Consider the following 21,195-nt stretch of genomic DNA (forward strand, 5'->3'; position numbering starts at 1 on the left):
TAACCATGAAAGTAAGTAGCGTTTGATGCATTAAGTAACTTTAAGTACTTCTGACTGCAAAATTAAAAAATTATGCAGATGCTTTTGGGTTTCACTAGTACTCAACTAATCCAAAAGGGTGGGAAGTGCGGAGTTAGGAGTTTGAAGTTCAAAGGTGGATGAACGGAGTTTTGAAGTGGAGGAACGGAGTTTTGAAGTGGATGAACGGAGTTCTGAAGTGGATGAACGGAGTTCTGAAGTGGATGAACGGAGTTCTGAAGTGGATGAACGGAGTTCTGAAGTGGATGAACGGAGTTCTGAAGTGGATGAACGGAGTTCTGAAGTGGATGAACGGAGTTCTGAAGTGGATGGACGGAGTTCTGAGGTGGATGGACGGAGTTCTGAGGTGGATGGACGGAGTTCTGAGGTGGATGGACGGAGTTCTGAGGTGGATGGACGGAGTTCTGAGGTGGATGGACGGAGTTCTGAGGTGGATGGACGGAGTTCTGGTGGATACACAAGATGCTAGCTTTCCCTTTGCTCAAGAACAGGCTACCTCAACAGATAAATTCCCTTAACCTAAGCGTATTGCTTTATATAGCGGTTCCCATTCAGATGCGGTACAACATTATATCGCGGGGTGTAGGGGCACGGCAGTGCCCATAGGTGTCAACTTAAGCTGAAACTCCTTTAAAACCAAAACCTCGTTTCCAGCCAGAGGCTGGAAATGCTGCTCCTGGTGGCTCTGCCGCCGCCAGCAAGGGAGGCAGAGCCTCTAGGACGGCAACGAGACAATATCTAAAAGCTAGGTTCTAGGCTGGCTTTCACGTTAAGTTGACACCAATGGGCACTGTCGTGCCCCTACGGGTGTACCTCACGCAAACAAAAAGCGCTATACAAGCATTACAGTGATAAAAAGAAACAAGGCAGATGTAGAAGACAAGGGAGAAAATTTTACCTTATCCTCCTTGTCTCCCTTGTCTCTCTCATCCCCTCTTAATAGGGCCACTTCCAATCACGAATTTCCGGCATATCGTCGCCGTACTTCTCAATGTAATGTTTGTGTTCGATCAGCTTATCTTGCAGATGCTGCTTGACATAAGCTGCCCTATATCCTAATTTTGGTACGCGCTCAATTACGTCCATCACTAAATGGAAGCGATCAAGTTCGTTAAGAACAACCATATCAAAGGGAGTGGTGGTAGTTCCCTCTTCTTTATAGCCACGCACATGCAGCTGATCGTGGTTAGTGTGGCGATAGGTTAAGCGATGAATCAACCAGGGATAGCCATGAAAGGCAAAGATAATGTGTTTATCGGTGGTGAAAATCGTGTCAAAGTCTTTTTCGCTCAAACCGTGGGGATGTTCGCTTTTTGGCTGTAGTGTCATTAAATCGACTACATTCACCACCCGCACCTTTAAGTCAGGGAAGTGCTGGCGCAGAATGTCCACAGCCGCCAAGGTTTCTAAGGTGGGAATATCCCCGGCACAAGCCATTACTACATCTGGATCGCCATCTTGGTCGTTGCTTGCCCATTCCCAAATGCCGATGCCTTTGGTGCAGTGCTTGATGGCAGCATCCATGTTGAGGTATTGCAATGCTGGTTGCTTTCCAGCAACGATGACGTTGACATAGTTGCGGCTTCTCAGGCAGTGATCGGTTACTGATAGCAAAGTGTTGGCATCGGGCGGCAAATACACGCGAACGATTTCTGCTTTTTTGTTAACTACATGGTCAATAAAACCGGGGTCTTGGTGGGAGAAGCCGTTGTGGTCTTGCCGCCAAACGTGGGAGGTGAGTAGGTAATTGAGAGAAGCTATTGGTCTACGCCAGGGAATATCTCTGGTAGTTTTCAACCATTTGGCGTGTTGGTTGAACATGGAGTCAATGATGTGGATGAAGGCCTCGTAGCAAGAGAAAAACCCGTGGCGTCCTGTGAGGAGGTAGCCTTCTAACCATCCTTGACAACAAGTTTCACTGAGAATTTCCATCACTCGACCGTCGGGGGAAAGGTGGTCATCTTCCGGGAGGATCTGGGCTACCCAATCCCGGTCTGTGACTTCTAACACAGAGCTTAAGCGATTCGATACCGTTTCGTCTGGACCGAGGATGCGGAAGTTGCGGCTTTCTTGGTTAAGTTGCATGATATCCCGGAGGAAATTTCCGGCAACTTGGGTAGCTTCAGCGATCGCTTTCCCAGGTTCAAGAACATCTACGGCGTAGCTTTGAAAATCGGGCATCTTCAGGTCGCACAGTAAGATACCGCCGTTAGCGTGGGGATTGTCACCCATGCGGCGATGCCCTTTAGGAGCCAGTTCTGCTAGTTCGGGAATGAGTTTACCGTTGCTGTCGAAGAGTTCTTCTGGTTTGTAACTCTTCATCCAATCTTCTAGGAGTCTCAGGTGGTCTGGCTGTTTGGCTATGTTCCCAAAAGGAACTTGGTGCGATCGCCAATAACCTTCAGTTTTTTTACCATCAACTTCCTTGGGCCCTGTCCAACCTTTGGGGGTTCTCATAACAATCATCGGCCACTGGGGACGTTCAGTGAAACCATGTACGCGGGCTTCCCTTTGGATGCTTTGAATTTCGGCGATCGCTATATCTAGAGTCGCCGCCATCTGCTGGTGGACATCTGCGGGATCGTCACCTTCAACAAAGTATGGCTTGTAGCCGTAGCCTACAAATAAGCTTTCTAATTCCTCATGGCTGATCCGTGCCAGTACTGTTGGATTAGCAATTTTATATCCATTCAAGTGCAGAATCGGCAGTACAGCCCCATCATGCACGGGGTTGAGAAACTTGTTGGAATGCCAGCTAGTCGCTAAAGCACCTGTTTCAGCTTCGCCGTCACCGACAACAGCAGCAACAATTAAGTCAGGGTTATCAAAGGCAGCACCGAAAGCGTGGACGAGGGAGTAACCTAGTTCACCGCCTTCGTGGATCGAACCAGGAGTTTCCGGTGCAACGTGGCTGGGAATACCACCAGGGAAAGAGAATTGTTTGAAGAGTTTCTGGATTCCCTCAGCATCCTGGGAGATGCTGTGGTAGTACTCAGTGTAAGTGCCTTCTAGGTAGGTGTTGGCTACCAGTCCAGGGCCTCCATGACCGGGGCCAGCAATGTAGATTGTGTTTAAGTCATATTTTTTGATAACCCGATTCAGGTGAGCATAGATAAAGTTCAGCCCTGGTGTTGTTCCCCAGTGCCCCAAAAGTCTTGGTTTAATGTGTTCCAGCTTTAGCGGTTCTTTTAGTAGCGGATTGTCCAGTAGATAGATTTGCCCAACGGAAAGATAGTTAGCTGCACGCCAGTAGGCGTTTATCTTATGTAATTCTTCATCTGTTAAAGGCTTTGTTTGTGGAGGACTGGCTAATGTCATTTCGACACTCCATTACAAAAGGATTTTGACGGATTCACCAGTATGTAATCTTACTTATTTTCAAGATGGTGGCCATCTAACCGATGATGAATTTTTTCAGCCTTCGTGACTAAATTTCTTGCTTCTGGGCACAGGATGGAGAGCAATGTCTACGATGTGCTACACCTACGCTATTGATTAATGCTATCAATCGGCATTTTCTTCATCTAGAGCTTTGTGTACAAATTTTTGCAAGTTAAACCTCGTCTACGTTGAAACCCGTAGTTTTTCCTCATCTTATTCAAGATGATTTTTCACCCAGAAGCGATGCCTGCGGCGGGCTACGCCTACGCTAATTTCAAACGGATTGGAATTAATATCTTGTTCAAATGAATCAACCCGTTCAATCAGTTCTGTAGAAGATTGATAGTATGTATGATAAGTCACATCTTCACGGAACCATTGCCACAGGTGTTCGACAGGCATAAAATCAGGACTGTAACCAGGTAATGGTTCCAGGTCTATTTGTAACACTGACAATGCTTCTTTTACAGATTGCGCTCTGTGATCAGGAGCACCATCCCAAATTCAAGTTATGTCGCGCTCGCTAAATTCAGTTCTCAGATGCTTTAAAAGGTCGATCCTATTGAATTGGTCTGCCTTTAGGTAAGGAAAAATCTTAACTTTGGCATAGTTGTAAACATAGACTCCATAGAACGAAGCCTTTTCTCTTCCTGGGGAATTAGAACTAACCCAAAAACGCTCACCTTTTATTGACCAACCATAACCCTGATCACAATCAAGATGAATGTGTCCTTCATCAATGAAAATTAGTAAACGTCCTTCGTTAAGAGCATCATCGAGGAGAATTTGAAGTTTTTCAAGATACTCGGCAGGTTTCTTGGTATTAGCTTTGTTTAATAGTTTACGTGCTTTTTTCCACGAAAATCCTAAATCTTTGAGAGTTTTACGTACTGATTCACGGCAACATTTGAGATCGAATTGCTTGTCAATCCAAGCGACTAAACGCTTTAATGTCCAACGCGGTAAAAATTCTTGATTCTGCTGCTGCTTCTGGGGTGGTGTTGCTGCCTGTTCTAAAGCTTTGCGATTCTGAGATTCGCAAAGCTTTCCCGATCTCTGGGGAAAAAGGGGGGATGACCGCCTGTGTGTTGATATTGCAGTGCTTCCATACCTGAAAGATTATAACGATGTACCCACTCCATTACTGTCTGCGGATTACGCCCTGTGTCTGTGCCTACCTTTGTCGCACTTTTTCCTTTACATATCTCGTACAGTGCCATTAAACGCTCGCCGGTACGAGCATGATTTGCTTTTAACGCTTCTTCCCTGAATATTGAGCTACTTTGATTCCAACGATCGCATTCTACTTTGAGCATCCCTGTTTCGTTCTCAGCTACACCCACTTCTTTAAAGTAATATATCTTCTTGAAAAACTCCAGTTCTCAAGATGGATGAGGTTTAGTTCAGATAATCAAACTTGATAAACTCTAGCTAAAAAAGAGTAGCTAGTTTATACCAAGATAGCCCACAGGGTTAGGTACTGAAAAATTACCGATTATCTCGAAGCATTGTCCTACAAATAACCTAGCGGTAACTTGATTCTGCCGTGAAAAGTCAGATAAATGAAAAAGGCACGGTATCACCATGCCTCCTACCTTATTGGTTATGTATAAACCTACTCAATGCCTTCAATCCGGTCTTCAACTTCTTGGTACAACTCGCGTAGGCGATCTAAATTATCCTCGCTAGTCTCCCAATAACCGCGTCCATTCACTTCCAACAAAGTTGATACAACCTTGCGGAAAGAATGGGGATTAAGGTTCATCAACCGTTTTTGCATTTCTTCATCTTTGATGAAGGTTTCGTTAGTATCCTCATAAATCCAGTTATCCACAGCGCCGGCTGTCGCACTCCAACCCATTGTATTTACCAATCGCTTGGAGAGTTCACGCACACCTTCGTAACCGTGATTCAACATCCCCTCATACCATTTGGGATTTAACAATTTGGTACGCGCATCTAAGCGCACGGTTTCTGATAATGTCCGCACTTGAGCGTTAGCTGTGGTAGTGTCTGCAATATAAGATGCTGGTTTTTTACCATCACCCCGCAGATTTGCCACCAGCTTAGTGGGATCTGAATCAAAGTAGTGGGAAACGTCCGTTAAGCTAATCTCAGAAGAATCGAGATTTTGGAAAGTTGCATCAGCAGTTTTCAAAGTACTTTCAAAAATCTGCCGAGATTCGTCCATCATTCCAGGGTTATCGGAATTGAAGGAGAAGGATTTCCGATTGAGATACATTTCCTGCAACTCGGCTTCGCTATCCCAAGTGCTGTTTTCTACTGCCAAGTTGATATTTGACGAGTAGGAACCAGATGCGTTAGAGAAGACGCGCGTCGCTGCTTGACGCAGATTAATCCCCATTTCCTCAGCTTGTTGCAAAGCGTGTTTGCGAACAAAGTTCATTTCTAAGGGTTCATCTGCCTCAGCCGCCATCTTCACGCCTTGGTCTAGCAGGTTCATTTGGTTGATGAACAAGTCGCGGAATACACCAGAACAGTTGATTACCACATCAATTCTGGGCCTTCCCAACTCTTCTAAAGATATCAATTCCAACTTGTTCACCCGTCCCAAGGCGTCGGGAACTGGACGCACACCCACCATCCACATAATTTGCGCTAGGGATTCACCGTAAGTTTTGATGTTATCGGTTCCCCAAAGGACGCAGGCAATGGTTTCTGGCCATTTTCCTTCGTTTTCTGCCTTGTTACGTACCAAAAGCCTATCTACGACAATTTTGGCTGATTGTACTGCTGCTGTTGTGGGGATAGATTGCGGATCGAGTGCATGAATATTCTTACCCGTGGGTAATACATCCGGGTTGCGGATGGGATCGCCACCAGGCCCAGGTAGGATGTATTCACCTTCCAAGCCTCTGAGTAATGCTCCTAGTTCGTTGTCGGCACAAACTTGTTGCAGGCAGAATTCCAAATACTCAAATAGGGGTTTGAGGGCTGCGCCATCGACTTTGGGATAACCTGCTTTATGCAATGCTTCTACCCAAGGTTCCTTTTTACCCATGTTGAAGAAATTCAACCGGGAAACCAGAGAAACTCGTCCTTCCGCGTCGATTTGCTCTTGGACAAGGGCGGTAACTGCTGCACGGGTTGCCAAGGTGATATCTTGCAATAACTGGACATCTTCTAAAATGCCTCGATCGCTATTTTGGTAAATATCGTCAATGTTACGCCCAATGCTGTTAGCGATAATTCCCGGTAAGCCTTGAAGTCCTTCTTCTTGACGATCTAGACTAGCAATGTTGACGAGAGTTGCGATCGCTTCTTCTGCACTTGGCGGTTTACCAATGACGTGCAACCCACAAGGCAACAACCGAGACTCAATTTCCATCAACTTGCGGTAGACATTGCCAACAATATTATCCCGCTCATCGGCACTCATGTCTCTGGCATCGGTTTCTGGCAGGTTAATATCCTTATCCAGATTCACGATCCGGCATTTATCCATAATGCTGTTGACAATGGAAACACCACGTCCACTATCTTTTAAAGTTTGGTAGGAAGCAATTAACTCGCTGAGTTCCTTCAAACCTTTGTATAAACCAGCATTTTCTGCAGGCGGTGTCAAGTAGGAAATTGTTTCGGCATAACTCCGACGTTTGGCAATTGTCGCCTCACTCGGATTATTGGCTGCGTAGTAATACAGGTTAGGAATTGAACCAATCAAGTTATCTGGATAACAATCGCCAGACATCCCCATCTGTTTACCTGGCATGAATTCCAAGGAACCATGTGTACCAAAATGGAGTACAGCGTCAGCTTTCCAAACTTGCTCTAGGTAAGTGTAGTAAGCAGCAAAACCGTGGTGAGGACTAGCTGAACGAGAGAATAACAACCGCATCGGGTCGCCTTCGTAACCAAATGTGGGTTGGACACCGATGAAGACATTACCGAATTGCTTACCATAAATTAGCAGGTTTTGCCCGTCGCTGTTGAGATGTCCGGGAGGTGGGCCCCAGTTTTCCTCTAAGCGTTGAGAATAAGGGGTCAGCGCCTCATACTCAGGAACCGACATTTTGTAAGCAATGTTCAATTCTGGGCTATTGTACTGCGCTTGAGCGTCATGGATGACTTCTTGCATCAACGCTTCGGCTGATTCTGGCAAGTCTGGTAAGTCGTAGCCGTTATTTTTGAGGGCTTTCATCACCTCGTAGATCGAGCCGAATACATCCAAGTAAGCGGCGGTTCCGACGTTGCCTTTATCTGGCGGGAAACTGAAAACGGTGATAGCGACTTTCTTATCCAGCTTCGGCTTGCGGCGGAGGTTAGCCCATTTTAAGGCGCGTTCGGCTACTGCTTCAACCCGATCGCGCAGTGCGATCGCTTTCCCTGTAGTTCCATCTCTACCCGATAATATAATCGGCTCAATTGCTCCATCCAATTCAGGAATTGCAATTTGCAAAGCTACTTGAATTGGATGTAACCCTAAATCGCTATCCATCCACTCTTCTGTGGTTTGGAATACTAAGGGTAACGCCACCATGTAAGGACGGTTTAAGCGTTTGAGTGACTCAATTGCCTTGGGATGGTCTTGTCTGGCTGGGCCACCAACTAAAGCAAAACCAGTCAGTGATATCACTGCATCTACCAACTGTGTATTGGTATTTGGTTCATAGAAGTAGGCTTCAACAGGCTTGGAGAAATCCAAACCACCAGCAAACACAGGTAGTACCCGTGCGCCTAGTGCTTCTAACTCCTGCACCATTGCTACATAATGGGCATCATCCCCTGTAACTAGGTGGGTGCGTTGCAACACTAACCCGACACAAGGAGCTAAGGGATCTTTGAGATCGCTAGAAATATCCTTACGAGCTGTATACCAATTGAGGTACTCTCTGACATCTTCAAACATACTGGGAGCCAAAGGATGCCAAATCCCTAGATCGGGATAAACCACCGGCTGTTCGTATGTAGAAGGTGCAAAATTTTGTTTCTCTAAACCTTTAAATACATATTTATCAGCTAGCATCAGTAAGAAGTTTTCCAGATTTTCTGGAGAACCACCTAGCCAATACTGAAAACTGAGCATGAAATTTCGAGCATCTTGTGCCTTGTCCATCGGTAAAAACTTTAGCACTTGCGGCAGGGTTCGCAAAAGCTTCAGCATCCCATCTTGGAATCCCGCACCAGATTTTTCTTTGCGTTTCCGCATGAATTGGGCGATCGCACTTTTTGACTGACCCAACTGTGCCAGAGAAAAGCTGCCCATTTTACTCAGGCGCATTACCTCTGGCATTGAGGGAAAGACAACAGAAACGTCCAGGCGATCGCGATGTGGTTCTACTGCTGCTACTACTTTCTGTGCTAAGTCTTCGATGAAAATGAGGGAAGCGATGAAGATATTCGCACTCTCAATTTCTCGTTTGAACTCTTCATAATTTTCTGGGTCGCGGAGTTCCTCAATCAAGTACCCGCTGATTTCAATCGCCAAGTTGGGATTGTTCGCGTTAATCGTGCGAACTGCTTGCGACAAAGCACTCTGGTACTGGGACTCAAGCACGACATAGACCACCTTGATTAAACTACGTCCGTGTAAGTTATCAGGCGCAATGTGTCTAATGGTGGACTTGACGTGTGTGAACATGCTTCTTCGGCTCCTTTGATGCGTGTTCTCTCTGGAAGTTCCTAGCGGCATCATTAGCCATAGGTAACTTGTGATCTTTAGGCAATATATGTTTTTTATCAGAAAACGCTTGCCCAGTAGGCATTTTATCCCCTATATGACACAAATCGATATAAAAAACGAAATATTTCTTTGTAATTGTTGACTCTAACCAAAAGTATTAACTCATTTGTTTGTAAAATTTTTGCAATACTTATTTTTAATGGTTAAATACCTATTTGGCTATATATTATCGCAGTTACAAAACAAAACCCGCTTGTGCGGGTTGATTAAGTATTTTTTACAGTGTGTATAAAGATTTTGCGAGTCTAGTCCTAGTCTTATAGGGTAAGAGCATTTTGGCGTAATCTTTCGGGTAAGATACTCATAGCTTGTTCCTTGTATTAGCACAAAACATTGGTTAGATAAACCGGATTTATTTTGGATTAAATTGAGAAACCTAAAAAACAAAAAGTATAAACAGGATTTTTTTGACGAGAATCAGCTAACAGATTACTTACTTTCTAGCTCTTTTTGAGATAGAGCTTCTTTTAACTGCTGGCTAATTTTTTCCCTTGTATGTGGAGATAAATCATCTGATTGCAAAACATTAATTCTTGCTGATTTAATTCTGTTAATTGAGTCAAGTAAATCACTTACAGCAAATTGCAAGTAAATGAGGTACAGTAATTTCAGTGCATCAACTCTTAAAATGAAAGCTTACTCAATCGACTTGCGAGAAAAAATAGTTTTGGCTTACTCTCAAGGTGATACCTCAATCAGAAAAGTGGCGCAAAGATTTGGTGTAGCTAAAAGCTTTGTGCAAAAACTACTTTCAATAAAAAAGACTCAAGGTCATGTAGAACCGAGACAACAAGGTGGAGCAATCAAGGGTGAGTTGCATGGATATTCAGTTCAACTAGCTGCAATGGTTGAACAATACCCAGATGCAACATTATTAGAATACTGTGAGCATTAGGCTACAACTCACAATAATTGGGTAAGTACAAGTACAATGTGTCGTGCATTGCAAAAACAAAAACTAACAGTAAAAAAAAGACGTTACGCAGCAGCCAAGGGAAAACAGAAAGAGTCCAAAATTTGAGAACTGAGTATTGGCAAAAAGTCCAACAAATAGACCCAGAAAACTTAGTCTTCATTGATGAAATGGGTGTTATACCCTGAATTATTAGATTTTGAGATACTTTCATTTGATAAATGCCAATTATTAAAAAAACTTCTGTGTGATTCTATTGCCAAATAACAACTTTACTTCCTCTGTGAGCATCTCCAATATTTGAATCGATCTGATCATACTTAACAGTACGTGTTTCTACAGCATCAGCAGTTTTCTTATTAAAAATACCCTGAACAACAGCATGTTCTCCACTATCTAGTTTCGTTTTGATAGTTGCAGCTACATTATTAGGTTGAGTAGCAAAATGTTCATAGTCTTGAAACCAATTAACAACTATTGTCCAGGTAAGGTAAGCATAATACACAATTTCACAAACTGCCATTGCACATATTACACCACCAATCAAAAGTGAAATTGGGTCAAACATACTTTTTTACTCCACAATAATTAAATCTTGATCACCAAAAATATCCTGTAATTGCTGAACTTGATCGACAGTTAAACCAGTGATATGGATAATTAATGCGATGCCGTAGGCGATCGCAACTTCTTCATTCAGCATATTTCTTGCAATCTCCTGAGCTTTTTGTTCAAAACCTGCCCAAGCGACTGGCTTAACTTTCTGCTGAATCCACCACTAATTGATTCTGAATCACCCTTCCCGCACCATCCAAACCAACATTCCCAATAGTATTTGCACTGGTGGAACGGGATAATCATTCAAATCAATACTCAGTGTTTGCCCTTGTAATTTTAAAAATCGCCAAGCTGTACCACTGCTGACGCTGCCATAAATTGTCTGAATCGGTATATTATTGGTTTCATTAAATTTTTGTGCGGCAATCATTTCTGCTGCACATTGCCCTAAACCAGGTTTTAAATCACCTTTTTTCGCTTCAATAATCACGATCGCAGGAGCTTCAATAAATATTTGTTCGGGTGAGCGGCTAATTAAAAAATCACATACTCCACTTAAGCCTAGTTCCGATGCCACGGTAAAATCTTCACCAGAAAAAAAGCTGACTTTGCGCTCCAGAATTTTCCGAACTTCTACGAGTATTGGACTAATAATTAACTCTGAGCGAGCTTTTTCTGAACCAGTTGCTGTTGCTAGTGGTAGTCCTTCACTTAGTGCTTCTTTGAGGTAAAGACTAGGTTCTATAGACTGCGTTTCGGGTAAAACCGTCCATTTTCAACCGTAGTTAAGTTAAAATCGCGTTTTACTTTTGACAGCGAGAAGTCACCATAAGACATTATAAATATGATCAAATATTAATCTATAAGTATTGATCCTATCGCGTTTATAGGTGTTTTGTTGGGAATGGAATCAACAAGAGCGATCGCCTTGTCCAAATACTAGTGCTAACGAGGCCGCGATCGCTCTTTCTTACCAAGAAGTCGATAGAGTTCAGGGTAATGCGATGGCGTAACCGCCCGCTGTAGGCGATCGCAACTCCTTGATTAAGCATATTTATGGCAATTTCCTTGTTTTAATCCAGAATTCAGGTATTAGACCTCTTACATAAATCACAAATAAGCACCACACGCGCGCTTTGGCGGGGTGGGGTATCTGTTGCAAACATTTTTTGAATTTGTATAATTTATCGTATAGGTAATTCAATCACAAACTCTGTACCTTCACCTTGTGTTGAATGGCAACTTAGCTTGCCGCAATGATTGTTAACTACAATTTGGTAAGCAATAGATAAACCTAGTCCTGTTCCTTTACCAATGACTTTTGTAGTGTAGAAAGCATCGAATATCTTTGTCCGGTTTGCTTCGCTGATTCCTGAGCCATTGTCTGCAATTCTGAGAAGAACTCGCTCTCCAATTGCTTCAGTTTTAATCCAAATCATCCCAATATGTCTAAAGTTTTCATCAAAATATTGATTTTTTTGGATTTCTTCAATTGCATCGATCGCATTGCCAATCAAATTCATAAAAACTTGATTGAGTTCGCCTGGATAGCACTCAATAAGTGGTAATTCTCCATATTCTTTGATTAATTTAATTGCTGGACGATGAGCATTTGATTTAAGTCGATGTCCAAGTATGAGTAGCGTAGTTTCTAAACCTTCATGCAGGTTAGCCAGTTTTTTCCCTGCTTCTCCGTGTCGAGAGAATTTATTCAACGATGACACAATTTCTGTAACGCGATCTGTACCTAGTTGCATAGATTGAATAATTTTGGATAAATCATTTAACAAATAATTTATATCTTTTGTTTTAATAACATTTTGAATTTCAGTTGGTGGATCGGGCAGATACTTTTGATATAGTTTGAGTAAATTAACAACCTCTTGGAAATACTCTTCAATAAAATTTAAGTTGCCAGCAATAAAATTGATGGGATTATTTACTTCATGGGCAATTCCTGCTGTCATTTGACCCAAGGTTGCTACCTTTTCTGCTTGAATCAGTTGGGTTTGAATCTGTTGTAATTCGGCGTTTTTGGCAGTCAAGGTTTTCGTCAAATTTCTCAGTTTCAGTTGATGCTCTATTCGCACCAATACCTCTTCATACTGAAAAGGTTTAGTAATATAATCTACGGCTCCCAATCGCAATCCTTTAACCTTATCAGCAGTATCTGAAAGAGCAGTCATAAAAATGACCGGAATATCCTGGACACGAGGATTGCTTTCACTTTTTAAGTATTTACAAGTTTCAAACCCATCGATACCCGGCATCATGATATCAAGCAAGATTAAATCAGGTAAATTATCATTGTCTAATCTCTGAATGGCTTTTTCACCACTGCGAGCTGCCCAAACTTCAAAGCTAGACTGATCCAAAAAGCTCGATAAAACTTGTAAGTTGGCAGGGTTATCGTCAACGACTAAAATAATTCCTCTGCTAGGATCGCTATTTAGGGAATTTTTTTGATCGCCTATCGTTGCTGTCATAATATTTTTACCCTATATTGATTCACATTGCTTCTTTGCGAGACGTCAAAGGCGAAGACTCCAAATTCAAAATTCAGACATTACAATCCCCATAAATAAATTTAGGGAAATTAATCCTTTTCTTTTTCGGTCAAAAACTTGAGGATTAAATCTTCATCAAACTGCCTCGCTAACTGTCGCAATTGGTTAGCAAAGAGAGCGAATTTTGTGTCTGTCTCCTCTAGTTTATCTGCCCATTTGAGAATGTCATTGAAGTTACCTTTACTGGCTAAATTCATCAGTTCCCGCAATACATCAGGGGAAGGAGGAGTCAATTTATCTGATGAACTATCAAGTGTTGTAGCCGAAGAGTTGATTTTTTGTTCCTCAGACTGCTGGTAAATCCATGCCAAACCTAAATGGCACTCTAATTGACGCAGTAATTCATCTGCCTGTACAGGCTTGCTCAAAAAGGTGTCACCTCCTGCTTGCAGACTGCGATGTTGGTCGGCTTCAAAGACACTAGCGGAAGAGACGATAATCTTGACATCGTGGATATCTGGGGTATGACGCAGGTGTTTAATCAATTCAAACCCATCCATTTCTGGCATCAGCAAATCTGTAATCACCAAGTCTGGTTTAAGGGCGATCGCTTTTTCAAAACCTTCTTTACCGTTGCTGGCTTCAACCACATTGAAACCCAATGGTTGCAATAAGTTTGTAATTACTGTGCGATTCTCCCAGCGATCGTCCACCATCAGGATGGTGCGGGAACTACCTGCAAAGCCAATGATTTGTCCCTGGGATGCAGCCATAGCAGACTGTACCCATTCGCTGGCTTCGGCGATCGCAATTTCAAACCAGAAAGTACTACCCTGACCGATCTCACTTTTAACCTGAATATCGCTACCCATCATCTGCACCAACTGCCGAGTAATAGCTAAACCCAGCCCTGTCCCTTCTATCTGATGCTTTTTCTCACCTACTTGTTCAAATGGCAAAAAAATGTTGCCCAATTGGGTTGGAGTTATGCCAATTCCTGTGTCTTTTACACTAAAGTGAATGCGATATTTCTCTGTCTGCCCATCAGCAGGAAGTTGATCGATTACCTCAACCTTGAAGCTAACCTTACCCTCATCAGTAAATTTAATGGCATTTCCCAGCAGATTCAAGAGAACCTGACGTAACCTTTTGACATCAACATGAACCCCTGTGGGTAAGTTGCTTGCGGGTTCATAGACAAATAAAATGCCTTTTTGTTCTGCCCGAATCTGGCAAATTTCCCCAATTCCCTGTAAAAAAGATGGAAAATGCACATCTTGAGGATGCAGTTCCAGTTTTCGCGCTTCAATTTTGGAAAGATCCAAAATGTCATTAATTAAAGTCAGCAGATGAGAGCCACACTGTTCAATGATGTTTACATGATATTGCTCTGGCTCCGGCAAACCTTGAGAACGCAGCAAAATTTGAGCACAACCCAAAATACCATTCAAGGGCGTTCGCAGTTCATGGCTCATGTTGGCTAAAAATTCGCTCTTAGCCCGGTTTGCGGTATCAGCCGCTGCTTTAGATTTTTTCAGTTGAGCTTGTTCAAAGGCTTGTACCTGCCACAAGACAGCGATCATCGTCACTGTCAATCCACCTACAATTAGGGCGATCAGATCGAGGAATTGTAGCCGAGATTCAATATTTTGGCGCGGAATTACCAAAGCTACAGACCAATTAACTTCTCGCAACGGCATATAAGCAACATACTTTTTGGTGCCGTCAATTTCCATCAACTGAATTCCCTGTTGTTTGTTTACCATCTGCTGCGCGATCGCATTTAAATTACGATCTGAAATTTTCAGCAGGCTGGGTGCGGGTTTTTCTACAGTTGACATTAAGGTTGAGTTGGGATGGACGATCGCTTCTCCTTGGGAATTGAGGGCGAATGCATAGCTGTTATTGCCGTAGCGCAACGAGTTGACCACCTTAGCAATGCCATCGACTTTAACATTGCCGTTGAAAACCCCAATCGGTGAACGATTGGTAGGAGAATTTGACCAGATTGGAGTGGCGATCGCAATTAAAGGAATGCCTGTGGAACGACTGATAAAGGGATCAGAAATGTTGCTTTTTCCGGCTAGTGCTTTTTGAAAGTAGTCTCGATCCTTAATATTCTTATTTGACCGACCAACCTTAGTATTAAAATATGAACCATCCGGGGTAGCTATTAGGAAAAAGAAAAATTCATCGATCCGCTCAACTTCTGACTTTAAATAGGGTTCTGTGATAGACCAGTCTAAGGAGCGTACAGTTGAAGTATAAGCAAGGGTTTGCACCTCTACTTTGCGGACATGCAACCACTCCTCAATTTCATCAACCCCTATTTTTACCTCTAAAAAAGCTTTTCCTCTCAAGTCTTCTAGCGTTATTTTCCGAGCAGCCTGATAGCTAAAATAAGCAGAAATACTCACAATCAGAGTAGTGCCGCCGAGAATAAATCGGATTAGCAAATTGCGTGAGGAATACATTTTAGTGTCAGATGGGCTGTAGTTGCCTTTTATCACAGGGTTTACCCTCTAAACAATGGGTTTGGTAAGCAAAAAAAAGGGCTATATTTTAGATTGCCCAAAAAATTATTAATAATCGCAGCTATGATTGTTATCCATAGCTGCGATTGTCAACACCCTAAACTTTGCTAACCATCTTTTAAAGACCTGTATTGAGAAGGACGTATAGGCTTACCACCGGGTAAGTTCAAAAATATACATTTTATAGAAAATATAATAATCAACTTTATTGCTATATTTTCCTTGATAAAGTAGACAATATTACTGATATTTAAGTATCTGAAAATGGTCAATTTTTATCCATTAAAACAGGTATTGAAAATCAAAAATTCTGGATTATTTGGTAACATCAACTAAAGGCACGTGAAAGCCAATAGTTGTTATATAGCGGTTATCGTTTACGTGAGATACACCCGTAGGGGCACGGCATGTTCCCTACATATTGGGATATAACGTTGTACCGCATCTGAATGGGAAACACTATATAGGTGACAGTGGAGGCGATTAAATGACTGCCGACTCTATGCAAAATCAATGTGAAACAGGTTATCAAATCTCACTAACAAGCTACAGTATATACCTATAACATAAGAACAAATTAGGTAATATTTGCCTTTTGACTAATGACTCAAGTAGATATTCTTATCCTTTCAAATGGCCCAGGTGAAGTAACAACCTGGGTGCGTCCAGTAGTAAAGGCGTTGCGGAAAGAATTAGGGGATGATCGTTCTTTAGCGAGGATTTCTGTGGTATTATCGCCTTGCTCAAATGCCAGTGGTAAAGAAGCTGCGATCGCTCTTTCTTACCCAGAAGTAGATAGAGTTCAGGGAGCAGAACATTTTTGGCAATTTTTGCTTTGGGGCAAAACATTTGAAAATTGGGATTGGAGAAGTCGCGGTGTTATTGTTTTTTTGGGCGGCGATCAAATTTTTCCAGTGATTATAGGCAAAAAGCTCGGATATCGCACAGTTGTTTACGCCGAATGGGAAGCTCGTTGGCATAACTGGATTGATCGCTTTGGAATCATGAAACCCGAAGTTGCAGCCGGTATCCCCCAAAAATATTCTCACAAATTCACTGTTGTCGGTGATTTGATGCTAGAAGCACAAGAACAAGTAAGCACTCCTTACTCCCTACTCTCTACTCCCCACTCCCCGATCATTGGTTTACTCCCTGGTTCAAAAGCAGCAAAATTAGCTCAAGGAGTACCATTAACTCTAGTTATTGCCGAATACCTTCATGCAAAAAGACCGCAAACCAGATTTGTGATTCCTGTAGCCCCAACTTTGGATTTACAAACTTTAGCTAGTTTTGCCGATCCCCAAAAGAACTCTATGGCTGAAACCTTTGGCTTTGGCGGTGCTTCCTTAATTGTCCCAGAGGATGCCAAAGGCAAGGCATTGCTCAAAACAGCAACGGGCTTAATTGTGGAACTGTGGCAAGAAAACCCTGCATATCACTTATTATCCCAGTGCTGCATCTGCTTAACTACGGTGGGGGCAAACACTGCTGAACTCGGTGCTTTAGGAGTGCCAATGATTGTTTTGCTACCAACGCAGCAACTTGACGCTATGCGTTCTTGGGATGGTTTACCTGGATTGTTGGCAAATCTGCCAGTAGTCGGTACGCCCTTTGCTAAGGTGATTAATTGGTCATTTCTGAGATTTGTGAGACATAAAGGTTTATTAGCATGGCCAAATATCTGGGCACAGGAAGAGATTGTGCCAGAACTTATGGGTAAACTTCAACCGCAAGAAGTTGGGGAAATGGTTTTAGACTTTTTGGCAAATCCAGAAAAATTGGATGATATGCGCGCTAAACTCCGTAATATTCGTGGTGAAAGCGGTGCAGCCCAGAAGATAGCACAGATTGTTGGTGAGGAAATTGGGAAGTAGGGAGAGATGAGGGAGTAATGGGAGCAATATCTACCTCATTTTTACTCTGGCTTAATCCGAAGATTCTCCATCCCTGCGCCCAAGTTCATAAATGCCAGCACCCATACAGGCTAATATACCTGTACTAATTCCCCAACTCTCACCTAAACTAATTTCCAGAACCCAGTTACATAAAGTGCCGACTACCAAAAAAGGCACAATGCTAAACAGTGAGGCGTAGAAAGCATTTTGGGATTCTCTGGCTTTACGAGTCTTTTCAAATTCTGACTGGCTGGTGTAAAGCGATCGCTCGGCAAAGTTAAACCAGCGATTGAGTTGCTCGATTACCCATTCATTGACTTTGGAAAAACCTAGATATAGCGCCAATGACCACAAACTCGCTCCAGCGATCGCGATCGTGTCTAACTCAAAACGGAAAGGCAAAATTTCAGTCAGCATTGCTTGGGGTTAGTCCTGCAAAGAGTCAACTTTAGCTGTGAGTAGATGCTAAATAAACCTCTTGTGCAATTTTAAGCATAAAGGTTAACAAGATTTCAACTACTTGGTAAATCTCCCCCTTCTTAGCTTGTTTACACCCATTCTCTATCTAAATGTATCCAAAAATACCCCACATTTAAGTCCAAGCTACAACAGTTTTTCTTTTTCTATATAAGCTAGTACCTACAAACCACAAACCCCTTGAAACCATTAAATTTCAAGGGGTTTAAGATAGTGCCAGGAACCGGACTTGAACCGGTGACACGAGGATTTTCAGTCCTCTGCTCTACCAACTGAGCTATCCCGGCTTTTGCTTTTGTGAGCCACGATTAATCAATGTAGCAAAGATAAAAGAATATAGCAAGTCTTTGGAGAAAAATAGTTATGCAGCTTTCAAACTGAACTTAAACCCGATGAAAACGGCTACAAATAGTAGAAATTGGACAAGAACAATACTTGGTCCAGAAGCCAGGTTGAAAATACCTGAGACAATGATGCCAGCAATGCTGCTGATGGAACCAACTATCACCGACATGATTAGAAAGCGGCTAAAGTGGTGACTCATCAGTTTGGCGGTGGAGGCGGGAATGACCAAAAAGGCGTTCACCAGTAAAACACCGACAGCTTTAATTGCGACAGCAACGGCGAGTGAAAGCAAGACCACAAAGGCGTAGCGGTACAATTGGACGGGAACGCCTTGAACTTGGGCAACATCGGGGTTAAGGGTCAATAAAATTTGCTGTCGCAGAGTTGATAGTAAAAATATGCTACCTCCCACAAGGACTAGCAGTGTCAAAATTAAATCTGTGGTGTCGATCGCTAGAATATCCCCGAACAGCACAGCCATCAAGTTGCCACGATATCCTTTAATTAGGCTCGTGAGAATTAAACCGATCGCTAATGCCCCAGATAGCACTATGCTAAGTATGCTATCGCTAGCTAAGTCGGTTTTGTCGATAAAGTAGAGGACAATAACCCCAAAAACTAAAGTAAAAGGTAACAGCATCCAAGTAGGATTTATTTGTAGCAGCACACCTAATGCCACACCTACTAATGCTGCATGACCAACCGCGTGACTGAAAAATGACAACTGGCGCAAGGTGACAAAACTACCCAACATCCCGCCAAGTATTCCCATCAAAGCAGCACCGACGATCGCACGCTGTATTGAGGCAAGTTGTAACAACTCTAGCAAGTCATTACTACTAGCGATCGCTAGCCAAGTTATCTGACAATCATTGAAGAAATCTATAATTACTGGCATTTTTCATTCTTTAATTACGAATTATGAATTACGAATTCTTTTAATGTTGGTGCTGGTAGCGGCTGAAACCTGGGCCATAGGTTGCTAACAGGTTTTGCGGTGAAAGGGCAATTTCTGGCTTACCAGTACAAACAATGCTTTGGTTCAGGCAAAGCACGCGATCGCAATGCCGATTTACCATATCAATATCGTGAGAAACTTGTAATACTGTCCAACCTTCCTCTCGCTTTAATTCATTTAACAGAGCGTAAAAATCTGCTGTACCCTGCACATCAACACCAGCAAAGGCTTCATCTAGTACCAAGAGTTTCCGAGGTATTACCAAACAATAAGCCAATAAAACCCGTTTGAGTTGACCGCCACTAAGAGTACCAATAGCTTGATGCTGTAAATGATAAGCATCAGTTCGCCGTAAAGCTTCTGTTACTGCTGCCGATTTTTCCCGATCTTGTCTCCACAACTTGGAAAAAAATGAATTCTTTTTTTTCCCTTCCTTAGTCCATCCCAGTCCTACTAATTCGCTGACAGAAATAGGAAAGCTGCGGTCAAAAATGAAGTTTTGCGGCATATAGCCCAACGTGTAGCGTAAATGCCCCAATCTGGAAATTGGACGACCCAAGATTTCAATCGTTCCAGCACTTCGAGGTATCAAATCTAAAACCGCTTTTACCAGGGTACTTTTACCAGCACCATTGGGGCCAACAATGGCTGTATCTGTTCCTGGTAATAATTCAAAGGAAACATCTCCAACAGCTAGATAGCTGCCTTGATAGACAGTTAATCCTTCTACTTTCAAAATAGGAATGTCATTAGTCATTGGTCATTGGTCATTAGTCATTGGTCATTAGTCATTGGTCATTTGCAAAGGACAAATGACTAATCTATTTACATGATGTTTCCAGAGTTTGCAGATTAGCTTTCATTGCCTTGAAATAATGCTGTGGATCTGTTTCGCCAGTTTCTAGAGAATCGAGAGTACGCAAAGTTATTTTTAAGTCTTTAGAGAGGCTGGTCAGCAGTTTATTATCTACTCCTGGTTCGCTGAATAAAGCTTTAACTTTGTATTTTTTCACAGCGCTGACGGCATTTTGGACATCTGTTGGTGAAAGTTGATCTTCGGGAATTTGTACCACAGCAACTTGCTTGAGGTTATAGCGTTTGGCTAAATATGGAAACGCATCATGAAAGGTAATAAAGGTACAACTGGGATTTTTCTGCAAAGTCTGCTGAAATTCACTGTTTAAACTTTCTAATTCTTTAATATAAGCCGTAGCATTTGCTTCGTAAGTAGCTTTGTTCGCCGGGTCAGCAGCAATTAATCCATCTCGAATATTTGTTACCTGCTGTTTTGCTAAAACTGGATCTAACCAAACGTGAGGATTACCCTGACTATGTTCGTGGCCTTTTTCATCTGTCGTCATTTTTACAATAGGTGAAATTTCATTTAAGGGTTTAATACCTTTACTAGCATCAATTTCAGTTAATTTGGGATTTTGGGCATTTTTGACAGTACCTTCCAGAAATTCCTCCAAGCCTAAACCATTTTTTACTAACACCTTAGCAGTAGCGATCACTTTGACATTTCCTGGTGTCGCTTGGTATTCATGTACCTCCGTACCAGGTGGCACTAGAATTTCTACATCTGCCACATCCCCAGCTACTGCCTTAGTAAACAAATATATCGGCAAAAATGTCGCTACTACTTTAGTTTTTCCCGACTGTGCTTGTGGGGTAGAAGCAGCTTCCTGTGCTTGCGGCGACTGTTCGGAAGTTGTTCCTTGTGTTCCTTGATTTGGATTCGATTGGCTACACCCAGTAGCCATCGACAACATTAGCAGAGCAATTATGGGCAAGATGCCGCTTCTTTGCCTACCTGTTCTAATTTCTCTGCAATTCACAATCACAATATTTCTCCTCAAAACGGATGCTTACTCTACCTCTGTC

Annotated in this window: 17 protein-coding genes, 1 tRNA gene and 1 pseudogene; 3 read left to right on the forward strand and 16 right to left on the reverse strand. The window is 42.5% G+C overall.

Features of this window, described 5'->3' with window-relative positions; translation table 11 throughout:
- Positions 1–154: 154 nt before the first annotated feature.
- Entirely contained in the window at positions 155–508 is a 354-nt protein-coding gene (locus HWQ40_RS20530; protein WP_292781084.1) for a hypothetical protein, read from the forward strand.
- A 467-nt stretch (positions 509–975) separates the two neighbouring features.
- Here HWQ40_RS20530 and HWQ40_RS20535 read toward each other — a convergent pair whose 3' ends face one another.
- From HWQ40_RS20535 to HWQ40_RS20550, 5 genes are all read right to left on the reverse strand, one after another.
- Positions 976–3,357 carry a phosphoketolase gene (locus tag HWQ40_RS20535; protein ID WP_292781085.1) on the reverse strand — a complete coding sequence of 794 codons (2,382 nt, stop codon included), beginning with the start codon at positions 3,355–3,357 and terminating at the stop codon, positions 976–978.
- Positions 3,358–3,633: 276 nt separating this feature from the next.
- Positions 3,634–3,924 (reverse strand): transposase, encoded by a 291-nt coding sequence (locus HWQ40_RS20540; RefSeq protein WP_292781191.1) that lies wholly within the window; start codon positions 3,922–3,924, stop codon positions 3,634–3,636.
- Positions 3,925–4,515 carry a winged helix-turn-helix domain-containing protein gene (locus tag HWQ40_RS35690; RefSeq protein WP_366934016.1) on the reverse strand — a complete coding sequence of 197 codons (591 nt, stop codon included), beginning with the start codon at positions 4,513–4,515 and terminating at the stop codon, positions 3,925–3,927.
- Positions 4,434–4,736 carry a helix-turn-helix domain-containing protein gene (locus tag HWQ40_RS20545; protein ID WP_292781087.1) on the reverse strand — a complete coding sequence of 101 codons (303 nt, stop codon included), beginning with the start codon at positions 4,734–4,736 and terminating at the stop codon, positions 4,434–4,436. The genes HWQ40_RS35690 and HWQ40_RS20545 overlap by 82 nt, the downstream gene beginning before the upstream one ends.
- Positions 4,737–5,035: 299 nt before the next feature.
- Positions 5,036–9,022, reverse strand: coding sequence for a magnesium chelatase subunit H (locus HWQ40_RS20550; protein WP_292781092.1), 3,987 nt, complete (start codon positions 9,020–9,022; stop codon positions 5,036–5,038).
- Between the two features lie 730 nt (positions 9,023–9,752).
- On the opposite strand from HWQ40_RS20550, the gene HWQ40_RS20555 reads away from it, so the two are divergent.
- Positions 9,753–10,019, forward strand: coding sequence for an IS630 transposase-related protein (locus HWQ40_RS20555; RefSeq protein WP_292781094.1), 267 nt, complete (start codon positions 9,753–9,755; stop codon positions 10,017–10,019).
- A gap of 271 nt (positions 10,020–10,290) precedes the next feature.
- Here the strand turns inward: HWQ40_RS20555 and HWQ40_RS20560 are convergent, their stop codons facing one another.
- The 6 genes and pseudogenes from HWQ40_RS20560 to HWQ40_RS20585 all read right to left on the reverse strand — a co-directional run bounded on the left by HWQ40_RS20560 (position 10,291) and on the right by HWQ40_RS20585 (position 15,612).
- Positions 10,291–10,605, reverse strand: a complete 315-nt coding sequence (locus tag HWQ40_RS20560) for a hypothetical protein (RefSeq protein WP_292781097.1) — start codon at positions 10,603–10,605, stop codon at positions 10,291–10,293.
- A 6-nt stretch (positions 10,606–10,611) separates the two neighbouring features.
- Positions 10,612–10,740 (reverse strand): hypothetical protein, encoded by a 129-nt coding sequence (locus HWQ40_RS20565; RefSeq protein ID WP_292781100.1) that lies wholly within the window; start codon positions 10,738–10,740, stop codon positions 10,612–10,614.
- A gap of 90 nt (positions 10,741–10,830) precedes the next feature.
- A pseudogene (locus HWQ40_RS20570) lies at positions 10,831–11,432 on the reverse strand (hypothetical protein).
- 47 nt (positions 11,433–11,479) lie between these two features.
- A complete protein-coding gene (locus HWQ40_RS20575; protein ID WP_292781103.1) occupies positions 11,480–11,647 on the reverse strand; it encodes a hypothetical protein in 168 nt (55 codons plus the stop codon).
- Positions 11,648–11,779: 132 nt separating this feature from the next.
- Positions 11,780–13,081 carry a response regulator gene (locus tag HWQ40_RS20580; RefSeq protein WP_292781105.1) on the reverse strand — a complete coding sequence of 434 codons (1,302 nt, stop codon included), beginning with the start codon at positions 13,079–13,081 and terminating at the stop codon, positions 11,780–11,782.
- A 110-nt stretch (positions 13,082–13,191) separates the two neighbouring features.
- Complete coding sequence (locus HWQ40_RS20585) at positions 13,192–15,612, reverse strand: hybrid sensor histidine kinase/response regulator (RefSeq protein WP_292781107.1); 2,421 nt, start codon at positions 15,610–15,612, stop codon at positions 13,192–13,194.
- Between the two features lie 626 nt (positions 15,613–16,238).
- Between HWQ40_RS20585 and HWQ40_RS20590 the strand changes: the two genes are divergently transcribed.
- Positions 16,239–17,510: a lipid-A-disaccharide synthase gene (locus HWQ40_RS20590; protein ID WP_292781110.1), complete on the forward strand. Its 1,272-nt coding sequence runs from the start codon at positions 16,239–16,241 to the stop codon at positions 17,508–17,510.
- A 51-nt stretch (positions 17,511–17,561) separates the two neighbouring features.
- Here the strand turns inward: HWQ40_RS20590 and HWQ40_RS20595 are convergent, their stop codons facing one another.
- The 5 genes from HWQ40_RS20595 to HWQ40_RS20615 all read right to left on the reverse strand — a co-directional run bounded on the left by HWQ40_RS20595 (position 17,562) and on the right by HWQ40_RS20615 (position 21,155).
- Positions 17,562–17,948: a hypothetical protein gene (locus tag HWQ40_RS20595; protein WP_292781112.1), complete on the reverse strand. Its 387-nt coding sequence runs from the start codon at positions 17,946–17,948 to the stop codon at positions 17,562–17,564.
- Positions 17,949–18,222: 274 nt separating this feature from the next.
- Positions 18,223–18,295: transfer RNA gene (locus tag HWQ40_RS20600), tRNA-Phe, on the reverse strand.
- A 74-nt stretch (positions 18,296–18,369) separates the two neighbouring features.
- Positions 18,370–19,251, reverse strand: coding sequence for a metal ABC transporter permease (locus HWQ40_RS20605; RefSeq protein WP_292781114.1), 882 nt, complete (start codon positions 19,249–19,251; stop codon positions 18,370–18,372).
- 40 nt (positions 19,252–19,291) lie between these two features.
- Entirely contained in the window at positions 19,292–20,068 is a 777-nt protein-coding gene (locus HWQ40_RS20610) for a metal ABC transporter ATP-binding protein (protein WP_292781117.1), read from the reverse strand.
- Positions 20,069–20,132: 64 nt separating this feature from the next.
- Positions 20,133–21,155, reverse strand: coding sequence for a metal ABC transporter substrate-binding protein (locus HWQ40_RS20615; RefSeq protein ID WP_292781119.1), 1,023 nt, complete (start codon positions 21,153–21,155; stop codon positions 20,133–20,135).
- Positions 21,156–21,195 lie beyond the last annotated feature (40 nt).

The sequence above is a fragment of the Nostoc sp. NMS9 genome, from assembly GCF_017114995.1.
GTDB lineage: Bacteria > Cyanobacteriota > Cyanobacteriia > Cyanobacteriales > Nostocaceae > Nostoc.

Coding starts and splice junctions, on each gene's coding strand:
- HWQ40_RS20535 (WP_292781085.1), bottom strand. CDS start 3,357: ATGACATTAGCCAGTCCTCCACAAACAAAGCCTTTAACAGATGAAGAA.
- HWQ40_RS20545 (WP_292781087.1), bottom strand. CDS start 4,736: ATGCTCAAAGTAGAATGCGATCGTTGGAATCAAAGTAGCTCAATATTC.
- HWQ40_RS20550 (WP_292781092.1), bottom strand. CDS start 9,022: ATGTTCACACACGTCAAGTCCACCATTAGACACATTGCGCCTGATAAC.
- HWQ40_RS20555 (WP_292781094.1), top strand. CDS start 9,753: ATGAAAGCTTACTCAATCGACTTGCGAGAAAAAATAGTTTTGGCTTAC.
- HWQ40_RS20560 (WP_292781097.1), bottom strand. CDS start 10,605: ATGTTTGACCCAATTTCACTTTTGATTGGTGGTGTAATATGTGCAATG.
- HWQ40_RS20565 (WP_292781100.1), bottom strand. CDS start 10,740: ATGCTGAATGAAGAAGTTGCGATCGCCTACGGCATCGCATTAATTATC.
- HWQ40_RS20575 (WP_292781103.1), bottom strand. CDS start 11,647: ATGCTTAATCAAGGAGTTGCGATCGCCTACAGCGGGCGGTTACGCCAT.
- HWQ40_RS20580 (WP_292781105.1), bottom strand. CDS start 13,081: ATGACAGCAACGATAGGCGATCAAAAAAATTCCCTAAATAGCGATCCT.
- HWQ40_RS20590 (WP_292781110.1), top strand. CDS start 16,239: ATGACTCAAGTAGATATTCTTATCCTTTCAAATGGCCCAGGTGAAGTA.
- HWQ40_RS20595 (WP_292781112.1), bottom strand. CDS start 17,948: ATGCTGACTGAAATTTTGCCTTTCCGTTTTGAGTTAGACACGATCGCG.
- HWQ40_RS20605 (WP_292781114.1), bottom strand. CDS start 19,251: ATGCCAGTAATTATAGATTTCTTCAATGATTGTCAGATAACTTGGCTA.
- HWQ40_RS20610 (WP_292781117.1), bottom strand. CDS start 20,068: ATGACTAATGACATTCCTATTTTGAAAGTAGAAGGATTAACTGTCTAT.